We start from the raw sequence: 20,355 nt of genomic DNA, 5'->3' as shown, positions 1-20,355 counted from the left end.
AGGGCACGCCGGTTCTGATTCAGGTCAAAGCGAAATTGACTGAGCTGTTATTATCCGCCGTATCTATTCAGTACGGATTGTTCCATGTCCCCTCGCGAAATCCGCATCGCCACCCGTAAAAGTGCGCTGGCCCTCTGGCAGGCCGAATACGTCAAAGCCCGTCTCGAGGCGGCCCACCCGGGCCTGCTGGTGACGCTGGTGCCCATGGTCAGTCGCGGCGACAAGCTGCTCGACTCGCCACTGTCGAAGATCGGCGGCAAGGGTCTGTTCGTCAAGGAACTGGAAACCGCGCTGCTGGAAAACGAAGCCGATATCGCCGTGCATTCGATGAAAGACGTGCCGATGGACTTCCCGCAAGGCCTGGGTCTGTTTTGCATCTGCGAACGTGAAGACCCGCGCGATGCATTCGTCTCCAACACCTACGCCAGTCTTGAAGCGCTGCCTGCCGGGGCCATCGTCGGCACTTCGAGCCTGCGTCGGCAGACGCAATTGCTGGCGCGGCGTCCCGATCTGCAGATCCGTTTCCTGCGCGGCAACGTCAACACCCGTCTGGCCAAACTCGACGCCGGCGAGTACGACGCTATCATCCTCGCCGCGGCCGGTCTGATCCGCCTGGGTTTCGAAGAGCGCATTACATCGGCGATCAGTGTCGATGACAGCCTGCCGGCCGGTGGTCAGGGCGCGGTCGGCATCGAATGCCGCAGCGCCGACCACGAAATCCACGCCTTGCTCGCGCCTTTGCATCACGCCGATACCGCTTCGCGGGTGAGCGCCGAACGCGCCCTCAACAAACATTTGAACGGCGGCTGCCAAGTGCCGATCGCCTGCTACGCCGTGCTTGAAGGCGAGCAGCTGTGGTTGCGCGGTCTGGTCGGTGAGCCGAGCGGCGGCAGGCTGCTCAGTGCCGAAGCCCGCGCGCCGCGCGCGGACGCCGAGACCTTGGGCGTGCAGGTCGCTGAAGACCTGCTCAAGCAAGGCGCCGACGACATTCTCAAAGCGGTGTACGGCGAGGCGGGTCACGAGTGACAGCCTGGCGCCTGCTGCTGACGCGCCCGGCAGACGACTGCGCGGCGCTGGCCGAACAGTTGGCCGGGCACGGGATTTTCAGCAGTTGTCTGCCGCTTTTGGACATCGTTCCGCTGCCGGTCTCTGACACTATTCGCCAGGCGATTTCGCGATTGCCCGCTTGCAGCGCGGTGATTGTGGTCAGCAAACCGGCGGCGCGGATTGCGGTGGATCTGCTCAAGTCCGAAGGCACGGCGCCATTGAGCATGCCGTGGTTCAGCGTCGGTGCGGCGACCGCAGGCATTCTTCGCGAGCATGGTCTCGATGTCAGCTTCCCGGCTGACGGCGATGACAGTGAAGCCCTGCTGCAATTGCCGCGTCTGCGCGAGGCGCTCGACCAGTCCGGCGCGCAGGTGATGATCCTGCGCGGCGAGGGCGGTCGTGAACTGCTCGCCGAGCGCCTGCGCGCGCTTGGTGCTAGTGTCGAGTATCTGGAATTGTATCGCCGCGACCTGCCAGCCTACCCGCCAAACGAGCTGCCACGGCGGATCGAAGCGGAACGCTTGAACGGGCTGGTGGTCAGCAGTGGACAGGGTTTCGAGCACCTGCGGCAGATGGCCGGCGATGCCTGGCCGAAGATCGCGCAGTTGCCGTTGTTTGTTCCAAGCCCGAGGGTCGCCGAGCTGGCACGTGCCGCCGGGGCTCAAACAGTTGTGGATTGCCGCGGCGCAAGTGCCGCGGCTTTGCTGACGGCGTTACGGGAATGTCCCATGCCGTTTTCTAATGCAAAGGATGGATACGTGAGCGAAACAGCCTTGCCAAAAGATGACGTCCAGCCTGCGCTCGATGCCCAGGTTGAAACTCCACCACCGGCCAAAGAGCCGCGCCGAGGCAATGGACTGGCAATTGTCGCCCTGCTGCTCGGCGCCGCCGGTGTCGCCATCGGTGGTTGGGGTGTCTGGCAGGTGCGCCACCTGCAGAACAACACGCAGCAACAGTCGAGTCAGGTGCAGGCTTTGAACGATCAGGCGCAGAGTCTGAAGCTCAACGAACAGCGTCTGACCGAGCGCCTGGCGCAGTTGCCCGGTGCTGACGAGCTCGCCGAGCGCCAGCGTCTGGTCACGCAACTGCAGGGCGATCAACAGCGCCTGAATCAACGTCTGGAAACCGTCCTCGGCGCCAGCCGCAAGGACTGGCGTCTGGCCGAGGCCGAACACTTGCTGCGTCTGGCCAGCCTGCGCCTTTCAGCGTTGCAGGACATCAGCAGCGCCCAGGCATTGGTGCAGGGCGCCGATGAAATTCTCCGTGAACAGAACGATCCGGGTTCCTTCGCCGCGCGCGAGCAAGTGGCGAAAACCCTGGTCGCCTTGCGCAGCACCGAACAGCCGGATCGCACCGGGCTGTTCCTGCGCCTTGGCGCGCTGCGCGATCAGGTTATCGACCTCACGGAGCTTGCGCCGGAGTACAAGGATCGCGGCGAGTCGCTGCTGGGCCTGACCAACGATGGCGATGGCGCCAGTCGCTGGGCGCAGTGGTGGGACAAGGTTTCGCGCTATATCCGCATCGATTTCAACGCTGACAAGAACGTCAAACCGCTGCTGGCCGGACAGAGCCTGAGCCAGGTGCGCCTGGCCCTGAGCCTGGCGCTGGAGCAGGCGCAGTGGGCCGCGCTCAACGGTCAGGCGGCGGTGTACACCCAGGCGCTGGCCGAGGCACGCGATGTGCTCAAAGGCAATTTCAACCCGGACAATCCGCAAAGCAAAGTCATGCTGGAACAGGTCGCCGAGCTGAGCAAGGAACCGGTCACCGTCAAGACGCCGGATCTGGCCGGCACCTTGAGTGCGGTGCAGGGATATCTGGAGCGACGTAACGTCAATGCCGAGGAATCGGTGAAACCGTTCGCCAAGCCTGCCGCCAATGCTGCGCAGGAGGCGACCCCATGAAGCGCCTCTATGTAATCGTGTTTCTGGTCATCGCCGCGACGGCAGCGCTGGGCCTGGCGATTGCCGAGCATTCCGGTTACGTGCTGGTGGCGTACAAGAGCTTCCGCTACGAATCGAGCCTGTGGGCGACACTGGCGGTGATCGCGGTGCTGTGGCTGCTGTTCTGGGGCATCAAGGTGCTGGTCGAGCTGGTGATGACCTCCACCGGCGTGGTCAATCCATGGTCGCGACGCAATCGCAGCCGCCGCGTGCAAGTGGCGATCGAACACGGACAACTGGATCTGGCGGAAGGTCGCTGGGCCAGCGCGCAGCGGCATTTGACCCGCGCAGCGGAAGCCGAGCGTCAGCCACTGCTGTATTACCTCGGCGCCGCCCGTGCGGCGAACGAGCAAGGTCAGTACGAAGAAAGTGATCGTTTGCTCGAACGCGCGCTGGAGCGTCAGCCGCAAGCCGAATTGGCGATCGCCCTGAGTCACGCACAGTTGCAGACCGATCGTGGCGACACCGACGGTGCGCTGGTGACCTTGCAGGCAATGCATGAACGGCATCCGCGCAGCGCGCAGACATTGCGTCAATTGCAACGTCTGCATCAGCAGCGTGGCGAATGGCCGGCGGTGATTCGTCTGCTGCCGGAGCTGCGCAAGGACAAGGTCCTGCCGCCGGCCGAACTGGCCGAACTCGAGCGCCGCGCTTGGGGTGAGAACCTGTCCTTGGCAGCGCATCGCGAAGAAGACGGTACGGTGGGTCTGCAATCGCTCAAGCGGGCGTGGGAACAGCTGACTTCGGCGCAGCGTCAGGAAGCACCTTTGGTGCTGGCCTATGCCGAGCAACTGCGCCAGTTGGGCGCTCAGGTCGAGGCCGAAGAAGTGCTGCGCACAGCGCTCAAGCGCAAGTACGACAGCCATCTGGCGCGGCTTTATGGTCTGGTTCGTGGCAGTGATCCTGCGCGTCAGTTGCAGGTTGCCGAAGGCTGGCTCAAGGAGCATCCGGCCGATCCGAGTCTGCTGCTGACCCTCGGGCGGTTGTGTCTGCAAACCAGTCTGTGGGGCAAGGCTCGCGACTATCTGGAAAGCAGTTTGCGCGTGCAGCGCAACCCGGAGACCTGTGCGGAGTTGGCCCGTCTGCTTGCGCAGCTTGGCGATACCGATCGCAGCAATCAGTTGTTCCAGGAAGGTCTGGGGCTGCTGGATGAACGCCTGCTCGCGGCGCCTTTGCCGATTGCGGCGAAGGTCTGAATGGCGAGGGAGGTTGCTCCCTCGTGAACTTTGATGACCGAAAATTCCCCTTCTTCGCGCTCTGGAGACAAAGTCCTACAGAGCGCTTCACCGTTTCCTATCGAGCCTGTCGGGTTTTCCCTACACCTGCGGTGAACTGTCGGCAGGCCCTTGCCTTGAAAGGCTGACACGCTTTCCTCTACCGTAACCGTCTGTCTCTACTGTTACGGAAAAGCCATGTCGTTGGCCTGCTCACGCTCCTTGTTCTTCATGGCTTTCATTGCGGGGGCCTTTGCTCTGGGAGCTTCCTATTACCTCGAATATGCGGTCGGACTGACGCCTTGCAGTCTGTGCCTGGTGCAGCGATTGTTCCTCACATTGCTGTGCATCGGCTGCGGCGTGGCGGCGGTGCATGGCCCCCGGCGCGTTGGCTTATGGTGGTACTGGCTGTTTGCACTCGGCGCCAGTCTGGGTGGAACCACCGCTGCGTGGCGGCAGGTGTTGATCCAGAGTGACTCGATGCTGCAACTGGTCAAATGCTCGCCAACCGTGGAGTCACTGTTCAGCGACCTGCCGTGGATCTGCGCCTTGCAACGGATGTTCAACGGCGGCGCCGATTGTGCGGACATCTCCTGGACACTGTTCGATCTGAGCATCCCGGAATGGAGCCTGCTGTTTTTTGTCGGCGTGTCGATCCTTGCGGTTTATCAGTTGTTGCGTCTGATCTGGAGCGCTCTGCAACGACCGGTCAGCGACGAAGCGTCGCACCACCTGCTGGTCAGGGATTAAACACTTGTATGAACTTTATCTCCTGCGTACCTTGAAGCCATAGGCGTGCGGGCATAATCTGGCCGGCACGTGTCATTGGATTTATGTTGCTCGATGACGCTCTGCCTGATCGTCCACCAGTCAAATCAGAACAGGGGCGCGGGTGTAGAGCAGCATGACCCACAAGGGAAGAGAGATCGCCATGCTCGAAAGTTGTCAGAATGCTCAGGAACGTTGGGGTGGGGTTCATCTGCTGATCGACCGCTGGTTGCAGGAGCGTGAAGAGCTGATCGGCGCCTACGACAAGCTCGGTGCGCAGCCTGAGTCGCTGTCCGAGAGCCGCAAGCCTTTGCAGGAATTCTGCGGCGTGCTGGTCGATTACGTATCGGCGGGGCACTTCGAAATCTATGAACAGCTGACTGGCGAAGCCAAGGCGTTCAACGACAAGCGCGGTCTGGAACTCGCCGAGACCATATACCCGCGCATCGACGTCATTACCGAGAAGCTGCTCGCGTTCAACGACCTGTGCGATGAAGGCAAATGCGTTGCGGAGAAATTCAAGGAATTGGGCGGCTTGCTGCATGAGCGCTTCGAACTTGAAGACTGCCTGATCGAAGTGCTGCACACGGCACACAAGGCAGAAGATCCGGTTCAGGCCTGATCCACGTCCTTCATGAAAAAACGGTGCGCCCGAAAGCGCACCGTTTTTTTATGCCTGATCAGCTCGTCGCGCCACGCAATTCCACTTCGAAAACCAGAGGCGTGAACGGCGCGATCAGGTCGCCGGCACCGTCGGCGCCATAGGCTTGATCCGATGGAATCACCAGCCGCCATTTCGCCCCCACCGGCATGTTCTGCAAGGCGGTGCGCCAACCGGCGATCACGCTGTCGAGGTTGAACCATTGCGGCTGGGTGTTCTGATCGAACACGGTGCCATCCGGCAGCTTGCCGACATACAGCACCTGCACTTTGCCGTCCGGGCCGGCCTTGGCGCCAGTGCCCGGAACCAGTTCAGTCAGGAGGATGCCATCGGCCAGTTCCTTCACCCCCGGTTTGGCTTTTTCCGCACTGAGAAAGCGTTGCTCGTTTTCCATTGCCGCGTCGCTCGATTGCCGTGATGCCTGCTCGGCATTGCGCGATTCGTGGTCGGCCAGAATCTGTTCAATACGCGCTTCACTCAGCGCCAGCGGCTTGCCCTGATACGCCTGTTGCAGACCTTCGATCAGCGCCTGGATCTGCAACTGCGGCACCTCTTGGCGCAGCCGTTCGCCGAGGCTGGCACCGAGGCTGTAAGCCAGATCATGAGCATCGTTCGGCGTGTTTTTTTCATCGGCATACGCCGTCGAAAAAAACACGCAGAGGGACAAAATAAAGTAGCGCGACATGGGCACTCTCCGACCTGGGATGCGGGGGATTATGCCAGTGCAAACGTCTGCATCGGTGAACTGCTTTTTCCCGCGCGCAGAACATTTCGGCTTCGGTGCAACGCAACGGAGCAGATACTGTCAACATGCCCTAGCGGCGGTATCAGCAGAGGTCTAGTATGAGCCGCACTCACGTCAGCCAGGAGGTAAACCATGTCGGCCACCAAGAAGCCTGTAAATACTCCGTTGCACTTACTCCAACAGTTGTCGGGCAGCCTGCTCGAGCATTTGGAAAACGCTTGCTCGCAAGCCTTGGCTGATGCTGAAAAACTGCTCGCCAAGCTGGAAAAACAGCGTGGCAAGGCGCAGGAAAAACTGCACAAATCGCGCACCAAATTGCAGGACGCCGCCACCGCCGGCAAAGCCAAGGCGCAGAACAAGGCCAAGTCTGCCGTGAAAGAACTCGAAGACTTGCTCGACGCTTTGAAAGATCGTCAGTCCGAAACCCGCAGCTACATTCTGCAGCTCAAGCGCGATGCCCAGGAAAGCCTGAAACTGGCCCAGGGTGTTGGCCGCGTGCAGGAAGCAGTGGGCAAAGTTCTGTCGTCGCGCTCGGCCAAACCCGCAGCAGCACCAGCGAAGAAAGCTGCTGCCAAGCCTGCTGCAAGCAAAGCCCCGGCGAAGACCGCTGCAGCGAAACCTGCTGTTGCGAAAACCGCCGCCAAACCAGCGGCCAAGGCGCCAGTGAAAGCGGCTGCCAAACCAGCGGCGAAAACTGCAGCGAAGAAGCCGGCGGCGAGCGCGGCAAAATCGGCGGCTAAAACCACCGCAGCCAAACCTGCTGCAGCCAAGCCAGCAGTGAAAGCCACCCCTGCCAAAGCCGCTGCAAAACCGGCCGCGAGCAAAGCTGCACCGGCGAAAACCGCAGCCGCCAGACCTGCTGCCAAAGCAGCAGCGAAACCAGCAGCAAAACCTGCTGCCAAGACTGCCGCTGCGAAGCCTGCTGCCAAGACTGCGGCCAAGCCGGCCGCCGCCAAACCTGCTGCGAAAGTGGCGGTAAAACCGGCTGCCAAACCAGCCGCAACATCGGCAGCAAAACCTGCGGCAAAAACCGCTGCGAAACCGGCCGCCAAGCCAGCTGCGAAACCCGCTGCTGCAAAGCCTGCGACCGCTGCTGCAAAACCGGCCGCCAAGCCAGCCGCAAAACCAGCGGTGAAAAAGCCTGCAGCTGCCAAGCCAGCCGCGACCAAACCGGCTACCGCTCCAGCAGCCAAGCCTGCCACTGCCTCCCCGGCTGCTCCAGCTGCGTCGGCACCGTCGTCCGCCAATCACTCGACCCCTTCGACTGCGCCAGCGCCAGCCGCTTCGTCGAACGTCAGCAGCACCCCGACCAGCGCTTCCTAAGTGCCGGTTGCCGCGACGCGCAGCACTTGCAGCGCGTCGCGGTTCAGGCTGGCGGCATTGCCGGCCAGGTCTTCCAGCCAGGTCACCGAACCTGCATCGTTGCGCGTCCACTCCTGCGCCACACCTTCGAGCCGTGACAGCAAGGTGCGCTCAGCTTCAAGCTCCAGTGATTTGATCTGCTCGCGCATGCCGGCCACCACTGCATCGTTGACGGCCCGCGCTTTCCATTGCAGGCGCAGGGTTCGCAGCGGCTGCACCACTTCGATATCCCATGGCGCGGTGAGAGCCTTGAGCAGGCGTACACGCGGTTCATCGCAGGTCACCGCGCGCTGCTCCAGCCACAAACCGCAGAGCAGCAGGCAGACATTGGCGCCCGCCGTTTGCAATTGCAGGCAGGCATCTTCCACGCCCGGCCGGGCGTAGACATCAAGGGCAAAGCTCCACAGGTCAGAGGACATCGTGCTACTCGCGCCAGTTGTGAGCGAAGCTGGTAGACTCCGCCGCCATTATGATCCGACTTCAGAACCTGACTTTACAGCGTGGCCCGCAACGTCTGCTAGAAGACGCCGAGCTGACCCTGCACGCCGGCCACAAAGCCGGCCTCATCGGCGCCAACGGTGCCGGCAAATCCAGCCTGTTCGCCCTGCTGCGCGGCGAGTTGCACCCGGACTCGGGCGACTGCCTGCTGCCGGCCGACTGGCGTATCGCGCATATGCGCCAGGAGGTCGACACTCTCGAGCGCCTGGCGGTCGATTATGTGCTCGATGGCGACCTGCGTCTGCGCGAGGTGCAACGCGAGCTTGCCGCCGCCGAGGAGGCCCACGACGGCACCGCACTGGCGCGCCTGCACGCTGAACTCGACAGCGCCGACGGCTACACCGCCGATGCGCGGGCGCGCAAGCTGCTCGCCGGCCTGGGTTTCACCAATGAGCAGATGGACCGTCAGGTAGGCGATTTCTCCGGTGGCTGGCGGATGCGTCTGAATCTGGCGCAGGCACTGATGTGTCCGTCGGATCTGCTGCTGCTCGACGAACCGACCAACCACTTGGATCTCGATGCGATCATCTGGCTCGAAGAGTGGCTGAAAAGTTATCCGGGCACCTTGCTGCTGATTTCCCACGACCGGGATTTCCTCGACGAAGTGGTCGATCACGTCGCCCATGTCGATCAGCGCAAACTGACCCTCTACCGGGGCGGCTACACCGCGTTCGAACGCGCCCGCGCCGAGCGTCTGGCCCAGCAGCAACAGGCCTACGAGAAGCAGCAGGCGCAGCGTGCGCACATGGAAAGCTACATCGCCCGCTTCAAGGCGCAAGCGACCAAGGCCCGTCAGGCGCAGAGCCGGATCAAGGCGCTGGAGCGCATGGAAGAATTGTCGGCGGCCCACGTCGATTCGCCGTTCGACTTTGTTTTCCGCGAGTCGACCAAGATCTCCAGTCCGCTGATCGACCTGTCCGATGCACGCCTGGGTTATGGCGACAAGACCATCCTCGAGAAGGTCAAGCTGCAACTGACCCCGGGTGCGCGGATCGGTCTGCTTGGGCCGAACGGCGCGGGTAAATCGACGCTGATCAAGAACCTCGCCGGCGAGCTCGAACCGCTGGCCGGGCGCCTGACCCGTGGCGAAAACACCGTGGTCGGCTACTTCGCTCAGCATCAGCTCGACTCGCTCGACTCCAAGGCCAGCCCGTTGTTGCATTTGCAGCGTCTGGCGCCGGGTGAGCGCGAGCAGACCCTGCGCGACTTCCTCGGCGGCTTCGACTTCCGGGGCGCACGCATCGATGAGCCGGTGCTGAATTTCTCCGGTGGCGAGAAGGCCCGTCTGGCCCTCGCGCTGATCGCCTGGGAACGGCCGAACCTGCTGCTCCTCGACGAGCCGACCAACCACCTCGACCTGGAAATGCGTCTGGCGCTGACCATGGCCCTGCAGGAATTCAGTGGTGCGGTGCTGGTGGTCTCTCACGATCGGCACTTGCTCAAGAGCACCACCGACAACTTCTATCTGGTCGCCGACGGCAAGGTCGAAGAGTTCGATGGCGATCTCGAAGACTACGCACGCTGGCTGGTGGAATACCGTCAGCGCAATGCGCCGGTCAGCAACACGCCGGTCAACCCGGACAAGACCGACAAGAAAGCGCAACGCCAAGCGGCGGCAGCGTTGCGTCAGCAACTGGCGCCACACAAGCGCGAGGCCGACAAGCTCGAAGCCGAACTGGGCAAGCTGCACGAGAAACTGGCCAAGGTCGATGCCAGCCTGGGTGACAGCGATATCTACGAGCCGGCACGCAAGAATGAATTGCGTGATCTGCTCGCCGAACAGGCGAAATTGAAGGTTCGTGAAGCCGAGCTGGAAGAAGCCTGGATGGAAGCCCTGGAAACCCTGGAAAGCATGCAGGCGGAGCTGGAGGCGTTGTCCTGATGGAAGCCTTCAAGCTGCCCTTTGCGGCGGTGTGGGTCGAACCGTTGTGGTTCACCGCGCAGATTCTGCTGATTCTGCTGGCCGGTTACCTGACCCAGCGTTTCGTTGCCAAAGGCCTGACTCGCCTCGGTGAGCGCTATCCGTTCCCACCGCAGTTGCTGATGCCGCTGCGTGGCGTGTTGCGCTGGCTGATCATGGGCAGCGCGCTGCTCTTCGTGCTCGAGCGCCTCGGCGTTTCGGCCACGGTGCTGTGGACGGCGCTGTCGGGATTTGTCGCGGTGGCGGCGGTGGCGTTCTTCGCCATGTGGAGCGTGCTGTCGAACCTGCTCTGCGCGATTCTGATCTTCACCGTCGGGCCGTTCCGCCTCGGCGACGTGGTCGAGCTGGTCGACACCACCGACAAGCCTGGCGTCAAAGGCCGGGTGATCGCGATCAATCTGCTCTACACCACGCTGGTCGAGGCCGAAGAGTTAGGCACCGGCAGCGCCATGGTGCAGGTGCCGAACAGCCTGTTCTTCCAGCGATCGGTGCGGCGTTGGCGCGGGACCGATGTGTTGCCGTCGAGTGGGTTCGAGAAGTAGCTTTTTCAGGAAGATCGCAGTCTTCGGCAGCTCCTACATTTGGAATACGATCCCTGTAGGAGCTGCCGAAGGCTGCGATCTTTTGCTTTTAGCCCCAAACAGCATTAGTTTTGACGACTTGTCACAAGCATCAGCCGAGGTGTGCGATGGAGCTTCAAACATGGCTGGCATTTTTTGCCGCCTGCTGGGTGATCAGTCTGTCCCCGGGCGCGGGCGCCATCGCGTCGATGTCCAGCGGTTTGCAATACGGATTCTGGCGCGGTTATTGGAACGCGCTGGGCCTGCAGATCGGGCTGGCGGTGCAGATCGCGATTGTCGGCGCGGGTGTTGGCGCTGTGCTCACTGCTTCGGCCACGGCATTCCATGCGATCAAATGGTTCGGCGTTGCCTATCTGGTTTATCTGGCGATCAAGCAATGGCGGGCGCTGCCCATGGACATGAGTGATGACGCCGCGGTACGGCCGATCGGCAAGCCGCTGGCCCTGGTGTTTCGCGGCTTTCTGGTGAACATCAGCAACCCCAAGGCGTTGGTGTTCATACTCGCGGTGTTGCCGCAGTTCATCAATCCCCATGCGCCGCTGCTGATTCAGTATCTGGTGATCGGCGTGACCATGGTGTTCGTCGACCTGATTGTCATGGCCGGCTATACCGGACTGGCGTCGAAGGTGCTGCGCCTGTTGCGCACGCCCAAGCAGCAGAAACGCATGAACCGCACCTTTGCCGGGCTGTTCATCGGCGCAGCGGCGTTTATGGCGACGTTGCGCAAAGCGGCGGCGTAAACCGCTCGGGCAGAAAAAAGGCGACCTCAAGAGGTCGCCTTTTTCATTTCTACCGAGACATCGGGGCAAGCGAGCTTTTCTTGAATCAATAGCGAGGGCCGCTTCGCGACCCAACGGGGATAAATCCCCTCGCCACAGAGCCTTTCGCCACAAAATTCCTCAGATCCGGCTCAGCGTAAAATCACCGGCGCTGTATCACGCGGCAGATTGTTGCGCTGCGGCGCCTCACGCGGTTGTTCATAACCGTCACCGCCACCGAGCTGCATGCTCAGTTGCCCGGCCACGTCTTCGCCCAAGGCCTTGGACACCTCACGCACCACCCGCGGACGGTTCAGCGAGATCTTGATGTCGCGATGGTTAACCAGTTTGGTGTCCTGCGCTTCACCCATCGCCGTGAAGGCCGAGGTGATCTCGTAGGTCTTGGTGTTGATCAGACTGAAATCCGCCACCAGCGTCAGGCCCAGCACCGCCGAGTAGCTGTCGGTGTGCGCCAGCTCATTGATGTCCTGGGTGAAGTCGATGTCGGACACAGTGCCGAACAGCACGTAGTCGGCGCCTTTGAAGTTGCCGGCCTTGATGCGCTTGATCACGTCATACACATCGCCTTTGGATGAGGCGGTATACGGCGTGCCCTGCACCAGCTGGAACATGCCGGTACGCAGGATTTCACCCTTGATGTCGCCGGTGAATTTGCGCAACTCGCCCTGTTCGATGTAGCTGGTGGTCGCTTCGATCTCGTTGTAGCTCGAAGAACCGCTGGCGCTGTAGTAACTCTCGCGGTGATTGCTCTGCGCCGAAACGATGTGGATGTATTGCTCCACGCGCTCCTGATACGCCAGATCCGTCACCGCCACTTTCGGGGCCGCCTGCGCGCTGAAGGCGCAAGCCAGGGCCATCATGCCAATCCATGTGCGCATTGATCAACGCTCCGTGGTTTTGCGGATCTCTTTTTCATCCATCCACTCGGCCAGACCGCTTTCGACGTCGATCAACTGCAGGCTGAATTTGTAGAAGACGTCCTTGTAGTCGCTGCTGCGCTTGACGATCGAACTGATCGAGCCTTCGATGCGGTACTTGGCGGCAACCATGTTGCCGGTCTTGGCCACGGTGCTTTTCTTGTACAGGCCGCTCTGGTTTTGCAGCTTGAGCTGGTCAACCTGGCTCTGCATCGCATTGTTGTCGCTGGCGAAGCGCGCAACACCGGTCTTCATCAACTGAGTCTTGATGCTGGTGGTGATTTCGCGGGTGTCGATGTACTCGCTGGTCTTGTTCTTCACATCGTAGACCTGAACCACCGGACGACCCTGCAGAATGCCGGACTGGGCCAGCGAGCGGGTCATCGACTCGGCGATCATTTGCAGGTCGGTCGAACCGAATTCGTTGGTCACGGTTTCAACCGCTTTGGTGTCGCCGTAGCTGATGTTCTTGCTGCCCAGGGTCGGCGAGGTGTTGGCGCAACCGGAGGCGAGCAGGGCGATGACGGCGATGCAGGAAAAGCGTGCAAACATGAGAAAGCTCTCTCAATCAGAAATAGGGTGGCGGGTTTACGGCGTCTTGATTTCCAGACGGAAATCCACGGCTTTCGGGGTCGGCGCGATGGCCTGAATGAAGCTGGTCTGGGCGCCGTACATCATCTGGCTTTTCCACACTTCTTCTTCGGCAACCGGGAAACCTTCGGCGCCAAGCCAGGCGAAGCGGTAGTAGAAAATCTTGTTGCTGTTGAGGGTGTTGCTCAACTGCACGTTGACGGTCATGAAGCCGTTTTCACGAGCCACGCGCATGGCGCCGACGACGATGTGTTTCTGCGGGCCCATGGCCACGACTTTGCTCGCGGCGCTGCCCGGCTCCGGCGGTGGCGGGGTGGCGCAGCCTGCCAGCAAGGCGAGGGCGGCGACGGCGATGATCTTCAAGCGCATTGCAAAGACTCCGTTCTTAAGGTTGTTTGAGGCTGGCGAGGTTGGTCGCGGCAGCGCTCGGCATTACGTGAGCAGCGATGCCGCCAGCGAATACCTGGTTGCCCACGGCACGCAGGCTGATCACTTGGTAGCGCTGGTCGACAGTGACCTTGACCACCGAGCCGCCGACGGCGCTCGGCAGGGTAACCTGATGCTCACCTTTTTTCAGGCGCAGACGCACCACTTGGGTGTTGTCCGGCAGGGTGCGCCATGTACGGGTATCGGCACCTTCAAGCACCGCTGAAGAAATACCCACGGCGAGACCGGCCAGCGGGTTGGTTTCGTTGATCTTCTTTTGCGCCACACCTTTGGTGATCGCGCGCACGGTGGTGCGCACGATGATCCCCGGCATGTCATCGCGCAGAGCGCGGCGGGACATGGCGGTGGTGCTGTTCAGCGCGGTCAGGTCGACCTGCTTGCCGTCGACGCCGATCTGCGCAAACGGCGCGGTGGAGGTGTCCGGTTTGATGATCGGGAACGACAGCGGAGTGATCACCACGTTGTTGGAAATCGGCAGCGGCAGCGGCACGCGAATCGAGTCGCGGGCCGGGGCCAGACCGCTCTGCACGACGATGAGAATGTCGCTGTCATCGGATTTGGAAGGCTTGTCGAGATTGACCAGCGCCTGCTCGAGCAGCGGCGTGTTCGGACGCAGTTCGGCAGCCTTGCGATAACCCGGCGCGGCCAGATCCTTCTCGCCCAAAGCTTCGTAAACGTAACCGGCCAGGTAATGGCTGAACGCACTCTGGTAGCTGTTCTTCAGGCCGACCACTTCCGGCGCGTCGAGGCTGGCCACCGGATAACCCTGCAAATCCTTGTACTGGGTCTTGATGCCTTCTTTCTCGGCCTCTTCTTCGCTCTTGAGGTATTCCTTGTCGCGCAGGTCGGCGATCACCGCTTCGCGTTCGTGGGTCTTTTTGATCGCCGTGCGGGCGCCATCGAAATCGTTGACGGCCAACAGGTTCAGGGCCATCTGCGTGGTCAGCATGACTTTCTCGTAGTCATAGCCTTCGTAGCGACGCACCTTGTCGTTGACGATAAAGCTGCCGAACTGTGCCAGGTACTTGGCCGAGTCGAGCTTGACCGCGTCTTCCCACTGACCGACCACCTGATCGGCACTGCCCCAGGCGTTCTGGCTGCCTGACAGGTCGCCCTTGGCGCGCAGCAGTTCACCTTTCTCGAAGTAATAGAGCAGGTCTTTGTCGGTACCGGTGTTGTTCTTTTCCAGCAGGGTCAGCGCGGCGTCGACGTTGCCGGAAGCCAATTGCTGATTGGTCTGGGCCAGTTCGGAATCGTAGTTGCGAAACGCTGCGCAGCCGGACAACAGCGTGACGGCGCTGAGCGCGAGCAGCATGGGAGCGCGGAATGCCATGGGTACTTCTTCCCTGAGTAACAAAACTTGCAGCCGCGTGTGCTGGTCGGGCTGGTGTGACCTATCGACGGCGGCGCTGGCCTCCTGCCAATTCCTCATGGGTGAGGAGCTTTTGATGCCGGCTCGCTGGGCGAGGGCGCGGCATTATAAACGTGGGATGATGGCTATGTAATAGCTTTTTGGGTGCATTTTCAGATGCTGTGCCATCACTTCTCCGCAGCAGCGGGTTTATCCGACGCGGGTTTTTGATTCGGTACAAAAGCTGATCCGACGGTATAGACCTGATCCCGGAATACCCGCAGGTGCAGAATCTGGCGGTCCTGGTCGACGCGCATTTCAAAAGGGTGGTCGATGGACGCAGGCGCAAAACGGAAGGTATGCAGGCCTTTCTTCAAGCGCAGGCGGGCGACCAGCGTCTTGTCCGGCAACGCTCGCCATGTGCGGGTGTCGGCTTCTTCGAACGGATCATGCTGAGTGACGATCAACGAGGCTTTCGCCGGGTTGCGCTCGTTTTCCTGCGCTTGACCGATGGCGGCCATGTTGGCGCGGAACATCGCCCGCGAGATGATTTGCGGCATGTCGTCGCGCAGTGTGCGCATGGACATGTCAGTCACGCTGTTGATCACTACCAACGGCTGTTTGCGACCGTCTACGGTGATACTGCTGAAGTTGGGCGTAACTGCGTCCGGCACCATCACCGGAAATGAAATGGGCGCGATGATGACCAGCGTTTCGTTCAGACGAACCGGGATCGGCACTTGCACTGAGCTGCGAGCCGGAGCCAGGCCACTCTGGATAATCAGCAACACATCGCTTTCATCGGCTTTCGCTGGCGGTTTGTCGAGATTGCTCAGGGCCTTTTGCAGCAAGGGCATGTCCGGCCGCAGTTCGATCGCCTGACGATAACCGGCCGCCGCGAGGGCGCGTTCGCCGAGGGCTTCATAGGTGAATCCGGCCAGATAGTGGCTGAACGCACTTTGGTAGCCGTTTTTCAGCTCAACGACCTGCGGCGCATCAAGCAAGGCGACCGGGTAGCCTTCCAGTTCTTTGTAATGGAGAATCTTGCCCTGAGCTTTCGCCTGTTCCTCGGCCGCTTCGTATTGCTTTTCACGCTGGCGCGCGATCAATGCTTCGCGTTCGTGGGTTTTCCTGATGTCTGCGCGGGCGCCGGCAAAGTCATTGACGGATAGCTGGTTCAAGGCCATTTGCGTAGTCAACATGACCTTTTCGTAATCGTAGCCTTCATAGCGCCGCAGCTTGTCGTTGACCAGCATCGTGCCCATTTCATCAGCGAAACGGGCCAGTAATTTCATCGCGCCGGACGGGTTGGCTTCCTCGCGCTGGAAGATCATCCGGTCGGCATTGCGCCAAGCGTCCTGGCTGTCGGGCAGGGCACTGCCAGCGCTGAGGATCGCGCCTTTTTCCAGGTAATACAGCAGATCCTTGTCTTCCCACGGGTTGTTCATTTCCACCAGTGCCAGAGCCCCGGTCATACTGCCCCGGGTCATTTGCTCGGTGGTCTGCTGCATTTCAAGATCGTAGTTGCGATAGGCGGCACAACCGCTCAACTGAACAGCAACGCAAAGCAGCAAAACGAACGGAAGACTCCGCATTGAGGTTGATTCCTTGCGCGCAAATGCTCTGGGGCGGGCAGTATAAGGTGGATGGTGGCAAATGGCTGTGATCTTGATCGAACGTGTCGAGGCTCAATCGGCAGCGGGTTGTGCGGCAATACTCGACGACAAACGCTGCTGCCGTCTGCCGGGTATTTCCTGCCAATCAAAGCGAAACGCCGACAAAGCTTGAGAGAAATGTCTTCGAAGTGAACAATATGTAACTTCGCATTTCCATTTGAGATTCGTTCATGACTGCCTCGTCCCGATTGCTGGCCTGGCTGCTGTTCCCGTTATTGTCCCTGAGCAGCCTGCCGCTGCTGGCCGATACCGTGGAAGGCGCGCCGCAAGCGTTGCACCTGCTCGATTACATCAGTGCTGATTACCCGCCAACGGTCGCGGCAGGCAAAGTCATCGACAATGGCGAATACCGCGAGCAGCTGGAATTCACCCAGGTTCTGCAAGGCTTAATCACTGCATTGCCAGCCAAACCGGAAAAAGCCGCGCTGGAACAGGGCGTCGAATCTTTGCACGCCGCCATCAGTGCGAAGCAGGACGGTGCCGATGTCGCCCGTCAGGCGCGACAGCTGGGGGCGAAACTGGCGGTGGCTTATGAAGTCAGCCAGGCGCCGATCATCACCCCGGACCCGACACGCGGTGCGCCCCTATATGCGCAGAACTGCTCGGTGTGCCACGGCGACACTGGCGCTGGCGACGGCCCGGCCGGTGTCGGTCTGACCCCTGCGCCAGCCAACCTGCGCGACGCTGCGCGCATGGATCACCTGAGCCTGTACGCGATCTACAGCACCCTCGGCCAAGGCGTCGAGGGCACCGATATGCCGGCATTTGCCGATCAGCTCGATGATCGCCAGCGCTGGGATCTGGCCACCTACATCGCCGGCTTCAGTGCCGATGCGGCAGCGGCCAAGTCCGCCAAGGTCTACAACATCGCCGACCTGGCCCGGCAGACCCCGGCCGAAGTGCAGGCTGCCGAGGGCGCAGAGATCGCGGCGACATTCCGTGCCCAGCGCGCGCAACCGCCGCAGGTCAAACGTGGTCCGGCACAGTTGCTTGATTACACTGCCGCCACGCTGGACAAGAGCCTCGCGGCCTACCGCGCCGGGGAACATGATCAGGCCTATGACCTGTCGGTAGCGGCGTATCTGGAAGGCTTCGAACTGGTGGAAAGCTCGCTGGATAACGTCGATGCCAACGTGCGCAAGGACACCGAAAAATCCTTGATGGCGTATCGGCAGTCGCTGCAGGACGGCCTGCCCGTCGAGCAGGCCGAGCAGCGTCTGGACGCGGCCAAGGCCAAGCTCAAGGAATCCGCCGGCCTGTTGGGCGGCGATGGCTTGAGCTGGTCGCTGAGCTACATCTCCGGCCTGCTGATCCTGCTGCGTGAAGGCCTGGAAGCGATTCTGGTGCTGGCGGCGATCCTCGCCTTCTTGCGCAACACCGGTCAGCAGTCAGCGGTGCGCAGTGTCAACGTTGGCTGGGGCCTGGCGTTGCTGGCGGGCTTGGGCACCTGGGCACTGGCCGCGTACGTCATCGACGTCAGCGGTTCGCAGCGTGAGTTGCTGGAAGGCGCCACCGCGCTGTTTGCCAGCGTCATGGTGTTGTGGCTCGGCGTGTGGATGCATGACCGCCGTCACGCGGCGGCCTGGCAGGATTACATCAAGAGCAGCCTGGTCGGCGGCGGTGGTCGTTTCGGCTTTGCGATCCTGGCGTTCTTCTCGGTCTATCGCGAGTTGTTTGAAGTGATCCTGTTCTACGAAACCCTGTGGCTGCAGGCCGGGCCTGCCGGGCACAACGCCGTGTTGGCCGGCGGTGCGACGGCGCTGGTGCTGCTGGTCGGTCTGGCGTGGGTGATCCTGCGCGGCTCGGCGAAACTGCCGCTGACGCTGTTCTTCAGCATCAACGCCGCGCTGTTGTGCGCGTTGTCGGTGGTATTTGCCGGGCATGGTGTGAAGGCCTTGCAGGAAGCCGGGATCTTCGGCACACGGCCGGTGGCGTTCTTTGAATTCGACTGGCTGGGGATCCATGCCGATGCCTATTCGCTGACCGCGCAGGTGGTGGCGATTGTGGCGATTGCTGTGCTGTATGGGCGCAGTTGGGTGGCGGAGAAGCGTCGGGTTTCGGCTGCATAAAGGCATTCGCTGCGCTCGTATTCGCGAGCAGGCCCGCTCCCACAGGTTCGGTATGTATCCTTTGGGGGCGAGCCTGCTCGCGAATTTTTTGGAGGCAAGAACATGCGTGTATGGATCGATGCCGACGCCTGTCCACGGGCGGCGAAGGATCTGGTGGTGAAGTTCGCGTTAAAGCGCCAGTTCGAAGTGGTGCTGGTGGCCGGGCAGCCGCAGGTCAAGCCGGGGCTGGCGATCGTCAAATTGATTGTGGTGCCGAGCGGGCCGGATGCGGCAGATGATTATCTGGTCGAGCATGCGGTGCCGGGCGAACTGGTGATCTGCAGCGATATTCCGCTGGCCGATCGGCTGGTGAAGAAGGGCGTGGCGGCGCTGGATCCGCGCGGCAAGGAGTTCGATGCGCAGAACATGGGCGAACGCCTGGCGGTGCGTAATCTGTTCACCGATCTCAGAGAGCAGGGCCAGATGAGCGGCGGGCCGGCGCCGTTTGGCGAGCGTGAAAAGCAGGCGTTTGCCAATGCGCTGGACCGGATCCTGACCCGACTCACCCGCAAGCCCTGAAAAGATCGCAGCCTGCGGCAGCTCCTACCGGGGCGGTGTATGCCGCAATATCACGGCGCGACACGGAACCTGTAGGAGCTGCCGAAGGCTGCGATCTTTTGATTTCAAGCGTCGTTTTCGTGAGTCAGTTCGAGCACGCGGTCGACCAGTTTGTTGATTCCCGAAGCCGCTTCACTGATGGTCTGCGCCAGCATGTACGCCGGGGTGGTGACCAGTTTGCGCGCCTTGTCTTCGACGATTTCGGTCACCGCGCACTCTTCGTGGGTGGCGCCCATCTTGTTCATGGCCGCAGCGGTGTCGGCGTCGTTGCCGATGGTGCAGGTCACGCCCGGGCCATAGATTTTTGCTGCCAGCGCCGGGGAGATGCAGATCAGCCCGACCGGCTTGCCCGCTTCGGCAAATGCTTCGGCCAGGGCCAGCACTTCGGGTTGCACGGTGCAGCCGGCGCCTTCGATGGCGAAGTTCGACAGGTTCTTCGCCGCGCCGAAACCGCCGGGCACGATCAGCGCATCGAAGTCTTCGACGTCGGCGTCGCGGATATCCTTGACGTTGCCCCGGGCAATCCGCGCCGATTCCACCAGTACGTTGCGCGATTCCGGCATTTCTTCGCCGGTCAGGTGATTGATCACATGCAATTGCGCGATGTTCGGCGCGAAGCACTGCACCTGCGCGCCGCGCTGGTCGAGGCGCAGCAGGGTGATGACACTTTCCTGGATTTCGGCGCCGTCGTACACGCCACTGCCGGACAGGATCACTGCAACTTTTTTGCTCATGGGCTTCTCTCCAGATTCATGGCGCTCAATGTCCCTCAAATCGTCGCGCGTGGCCATAGGGGCATGGCTGACGCGCGCGGGGGCAGAGCGCTCTCTCAATGGATCGCAACGGCGGCGGGGTGTTCATTATTTGCCTGGGCTGCGCGTGGCAGCCGCCAGCGAATGGCTTATTCGGCTGGCGTTTTCGGTCCGGCAGGAGGGGTCGCTTCGGCCTGGCGCAACTGCTCTGCCTCGGCGGCCTTGGCGAGCTGCTCGTCCTGATAGATTTTCTTCGCCAGTTGCGCATTCTTGAAGCGGCGCCGCAGCCACAGGCCCAGCCCGAGGATCAGCAAGGCACCGAGTACCCACAGCTCGTACTTCTTGATGCTGCCAAGCATGCCTTCCAGCACTGCGCCGAAGTGGTAAGCCGCCGCAGCCAGTGCGGTGGCCCAGATCGCCGCGCCGATGCCGTTGAGCA

The 20,355-nt window shown here is 61.5% G+C and carries 19 protein-coding genes and 2 pseudogenes; 12 read left to right on the top strand and 9 right to left on the bottom strand.

From position 1 onward, the window contains the following. Window positions 1-84: 84 nt before the first annotated feature. From hemC to AC0IXA_RS08720, 6 genes and pseudogenes are all read left to right on the top strand, one after another. Window positions 85-1,026, top strand: a complete 942-nt coding sequence (hemC, locus tag AC0IXA_RS08745; RefSeq protein WP_471812649.1) for a hydroxymethylbilane synthase — start codon at window positions 85-87, stop codon at window positions 1,024-1,026. Continuing rightward, a pseudogene (locus AC0IXA_RS08740) lies at window positions 1,023-1,769 on the top strand (uroporphyrinogen-III synthase); the annotation flags it as partial. The gene hemC and the pseudogene AC0IXA_RS08740, both read left to right, overlap by 4 nt. Before the next feature lie 36 nt (window positions 1,770-1,805). Beyond that, window positions 1,806-2,948, top strand: a complete 1,143-nt coding sequence (locus AC0IXA_RS08735; protein WP_016773671.1) for a uroporphyrinogen-III C-methyltransferase — start codon at window positions 1,806-1,808, stop codon at window positions 2,946-2,948. Then, a complete protein-coding gene (locus AC0IXA_RS08730) occupies window positions 2,945-4,183 on the top strand; it encodes a heme biosynthesis HemY N-terminal domain-containing protein (protein WP_471812648.1) in 1,239 nt (412 codons plus the stop codon). The genes AC0IXA_RS08735 and AC0IXA_RS08730 overlap by 4 nt, the downstream gene beginning before the upstream one ends. A gap of 216 nt (window positions 4,184-4,399) precedes the next feature. Next, on the top strand, window positions 4,400-4,951 hold the full coding sequence (locus AC0IXA_RS08725) for a disulfide bond formation protein B (protein WP_016772601.1): 552 nt from the start codon (window positions 4,400-4,402) through the stop codon (window positions 4,949-4,951). A 181-nt stretch (window positions 4,952-5,132) separates the two neighbouring features. Continuing rightward, complete coding sequence (locus tag AC0IXA_RS08720) at window positions 5,133-5,591, top strand: Rsd/AlgQ family anti-sigma factor (RefSeq protein WP_016772602.1); 459 nt, start codon at window positions 5,133-5,135, stop codon at window positions 5,589-5,591. A gap of 58 nt (window positions 5,592-5,649) precedes the next feature. Here the strand turns inward: AC0IXA_RS08720 and AC0IXA_RS08715 are convergent, their stop codons facing one another. After that, the gene (locus AC0IXA_RS08715) at window positions 5,650-6,315 is read right to left on the bottom strand and encodes an FKBP-type peptidyl-prolyl cis-trans isomerase (protein WP_341638159.1); all 666 of its coding nucleotides are present in this window, start codon (window positions 6,313-6,315) and stop codon (window positions 5,650-5,652) included. A gap of 192 nt (window positions 6,316-6,507) precedes the next feature. On the opposite strand from AC0IXA_RS08715, the gene AC0IXA_RS08710 reads away from it, so the two are divergent. Then, the gene (locus tag AC0IXA_RS08710; RefSeq protein ID WP_341638158.1) at window positions 6,508-7,698 is read left to right on the top strand and encodes an AlgP family protein; all 1,191 of its coding nucleotides are present in this window, start codon (window positions 6,508-6,510) and stop codon (window positions 7,696-7,698) included. Here AC0IXA_RS08710 and AC0IXA_RS08705 read toward each other — a convergent pair. Beyond that, window positions 7,695-8,156: a TIGR02444 family protein gene (locus tag AC0IXA_RS08705; protein WP_341638157.1), complete on the bottom strand. Its 462-nt coding sequence runs from the start codon at window positions 8,154-8,156 to the stop codon at window positions 7,695-7,697. The two genes, AC0IXA_RS08710 and AC0IXA_RS08705, sit on opposite strands and share 4 nt — an antisense overlap. A 50-nt stretch (window positions 8,157-8,206) precedes the next feature. Here AC0IXA_RS08705 and AC0IXA_RS08700 point away from each other — a divergent pair, with 50 nt between their 5' ends. The 3 genes from AC0IXA_RS08700 (at window position 8,207) to rhtB (ending at window position 11,477) form a co-directional block, all read left to right on the top strand. After that, window positions 8,207-10,117 carry an ATP-binding cassette domain-containing protein gene (locus tag AC0IXA_RS08700; protein WP_016772606.1) on the top strand — a complete coding sequence of 637 codons (1,911 nt, stop codon included), beginning with the start codon at window positions 8,207-8,209 and terminating at the stop codon, window positions 10,115-10,117. Then, window positions 10,117-10,698 (top strand): mechanosensitive ion channel family protein, encoded by a 582-nt coding sequence (locus tag AC0IXA_RS08695; RefSeq protein WP_101161538.1) that lies wholly within the window; start codon window positions 10,117-10,119, stop codon window positions 10,696-10,698. Before AC0IXA_RS08700 ends, AC0IXA_RS08695 begins: the two co-directional genes overlap by 1 nt. Window positions 10,699-10,844: 146 nt before the next feature. Then, complete coding sequence (rhtB, locus tag AC0IXA_RS08690; protein WP_471812644.1) at window positions 10,845-11,477, top strand: homoserine/homoserine lactone efflux protein; 633 nt, start codon at window positions 10,845-10,847, stop codon at window positions 11,475-11,477. 170 nt (window positions 11,478-11,647) lie between these two features. On the opposite strand, the gene AC0IXA_RS08685 is transcribed toward rhtB, so the two are convergent. The 5 genes from AC0IXA_RS08685 to AC0IXA_RS08665 form a co-directional block, all read right to left on the bottom strand. Beyond that, a complete protein-coding gene (locus AC0IXA_RS08685) occupies window positions 11,648-12,394 on the bottom strand; it encodes a hypothetical protein (protein WP_016772609.1) in 747 nt (248 codons plus the stop codon). Window positions 12,395-12,397: 3 nt separating this feature from the next. Then, window positions 12,398-12,985, bottom strand: a complete 588-nt coding sequence (lpoB, locus tag AC0IXA_RS08680) for a penicillin-binding protein activator LpoB (protein WP_016772610.1) — start codon at window positions 12,983-12,985, stop codon at window positions 12,398-12,400. Window positions 12,986-13,021: 36 nt separating this feature from the next. Then, window positions 13,022-13,393, bottom strand: a complete 372-nt coding sequence (locus AC0IXA_RS08675; protein ID WP_016772611.1) for a YcfL family putative periplasmic lipoprotein — start codon at window positions 13,391-13,393, stop codon at window positions 13,022-13,024. Window positions 13,394-13,409: 16 nt separating this feature from the next. Continuing rightward, window positions 13,410-14,804: a COG3014 family protein gene (locus AC0IXA_RS08670; RefSeq protein WP_471812641.1), complete on the bottom strand. Its 1,395-nt coding sequence runs from the start codon at window positions 14,802-14,804 to the stop codon at window positions 13,410-13,412. Window positions 14,805-15,010: 206 nt separating this feature from the next. Continuing rightward, complete coding sequence (locus tag AC0IXA_RS08665; protein WP_471812639.1) at window positions 15,011-16,417, bottom strand: COG3014 family protein; 1,407 nt, start codon at window positions 16,415-16,417, stop codon at window positions 15,011-15,013. A gap of 251 nt (window positions 16,418-16,668) precedes the next feature. Between AC0IXA_RS08665 and AC0IXA_RS08660 the strand changes: the two genes are divergently transcribed. Both AC0IXA_RS08660 and AC0IXA_RS08655 read left to right on the top strand, forming a co-directional pair. Then, window positions 16,669-18,567 (top strand): FTR1 family protein, encoded by a 1,899-nt coding sequence (locus AC0IXA_RS08660; protein ID WP_471812637.1) that lies wholly within the window; start codon window positions 16,669-16,671, stop codon window positions 18,565-18,567. A 102-nt stretch (window positions 18,568-18,669) separates the two neighbouring features. After that, window positions 18,670-19,125 (top strand): YaiI/YqxD family protein, encoded by a 456-nt coding sequence (locus tag AC0IXA_RS08655; RefSeq protein WP_186569443.1) that lies wholly within the window; start codon window positions 18,670-18,672, stop codon window positions 19,123-19,125. 104 nt (window positions 19,126-19,229) lie between these two features. Here the strand turns inward: AC0IXA_RS08655 and elbB are convergent, their stop codons facing one another. Together elbB and AC0IXA_RS08645 are read right to left on the bottom strand one after the other, a co-directional pair. Continuing rightward, complete coding sequence (gene elbB, locus AC0IXA_RS08650) at window positions 19,230-19,898, bottom strand: isoprenoid biosynthesis glyoxalase ElbB (RefSeq protein WP_016772616.1); 669 nt, start codon at window positions 19,896-19,898, stop codon at window positions 19,230-19,232. Between the two features lie 167 nt (window positions 19,899-20,065). Continuing rightward, window positions 20,066-20,355, bottom strand: a pseudogene (locus tag AC0IXA_RS08645) (DedA family protein); the annotation flags it as partial.

This window comes from Pseudomonas sp. AC083 (genome assembly GCF_979253165.1).
This window is presented reverse-complemented; position numbering and strand designations above follow the sequence as displayed.

Excerpts from the sequence above, each read along its gene's own strand:
- hemC (WP_471812649.1), top strand. The coding sequence starts at position 85 with ATGTCCCCTCGCGAAATCCGCATCGCCACCCGTAAAAGTGCGCTGGCC.
- AC0IXA_RS08730 (WP_471812648.1), top strand. The coding sequence starts at position 2,945 with ATGAAGCGCCTCTATGTAATCGTGTTTCTGGTCATCGCCGCGACGGCA.
- AC0IXA_RS08725 (WP_016772601.1), top strand. The coding sequence starts at position 4,400 with ATGTCGTTGGCCTGCTCACGCTCCTTGTTCTTCATGGCTTTCATTGCG.
- AC0IXA_RS08720 (WP_016772602.1), top strand. The coding sequence starts at position 5,133 with ATGCTCGAAAGTTGTCAGAATGCTCAGGAACGTTGGGGTGGGGTTCAT.
- AC0IXA_RS08715 (WP_341638159.1), bottom strand. The coding sequence starts at position 6,315 with ATGTCGCGCTACTTTATTTTGTCCCTCTGCGTGTTTTTTTCGACGGCG.
- AC0IXA_RS08710 (WP_341638158.1), top strand. The coding sequence starts at position 6,508 with ATGTCGGCCACCAAGAAGCCTGTAAATACTCCGTTGCACTTACTCCAA.
- AC0IXA_RS08705 (WP_341638157.1), bottom strand. The coding sequence starts at position 8,156 with ATGTCCTCTGACCTGTGGAGCTTTGCCCTTGATGTCTACGCCCGGCCG.
- AC0IXA_RS08700 (WP_016772606.1), top strand. The coding sequence starts at position 8,207 with ATGATCCGACTTCAGAACCTGACTTTACAGCGTGGCCCGCAACGTCTG.
- AC0IXA_RS08695 (WP_101161538.1), top strand. The coding sequence starts at position 10,117 with ATGGAAGCCTTCAAGCTGCCCTTTGCGGCGGTGTGGGTCGAACCGTTG.
- rhtB (WP_471812644.1), top strand. The coding sequence starts at position 10,845 with ATGGAGCTTCAAACATGGCTGGCATTTTTTGCCGCCTGCTGGGTGATC.
- AC0IXA_RS08685 (WP_016772609.1), bottom strand. The coding sequence starts at position 12,394 with ATGCGCACATGGATTGGCATGATGGCCCTGGCTTGCGCCTTCAGCGCG.
- lpoB (WP_016772610.1), bottom strand. The coding sequence starts at position 12,985 with ATGTTTGCACGCTTTTCCTGCATCGCCGTCATCGCCCTGCTCGCCTCC.
- AC0IXA_RS08675 (WP_016772611.1), bottom strand. The coding sequence starts at position 13,393 with ATGCGCTTGAAGATCATCGCCGTCGCCGCCCTCGCCTTGCTGGCAGGC.
- AC0IXA_RS08670 (WP_471812641.1), bottom strand. The coding sequence starts at position 14,804 with ATGGCATTCCGCGCTCCCATGCTGCTCGCGCTCAGCGCCGTCACGCTG.
- AC0IXA_RS08665 (WP_471812639.1), bottom strand. The coding sequence starts at position 16,417 with ATGCGGAGTCTTCCGTTCGTTTTGCTGCTTTGCGTTGCTGTTCAGTTG.
- AC0IXA_RS08660 (WP_471812637.1), top strand. The coding sequence starts at position 16,669 with ATGACTGCCTCGTCCCGATTGCTGGCCTGGCTGCTGTTCCCGTTATTG.
- AC0IXA_RS08655 (WP_186569443.1), top strand. The coding sequence starts at position 18,670 with ATGCGTGTATGGATCGATGCCGACGCCTGTCCACGGGCGGCGAAGGAT.
- elbB (WP_016772616.1), bottom strand. The coding sequence starts at position 19,898 with ATGAGCAAAAAAGTTGCAGTGATCCTGTCCGGCAGTGGCGTGTACGAC.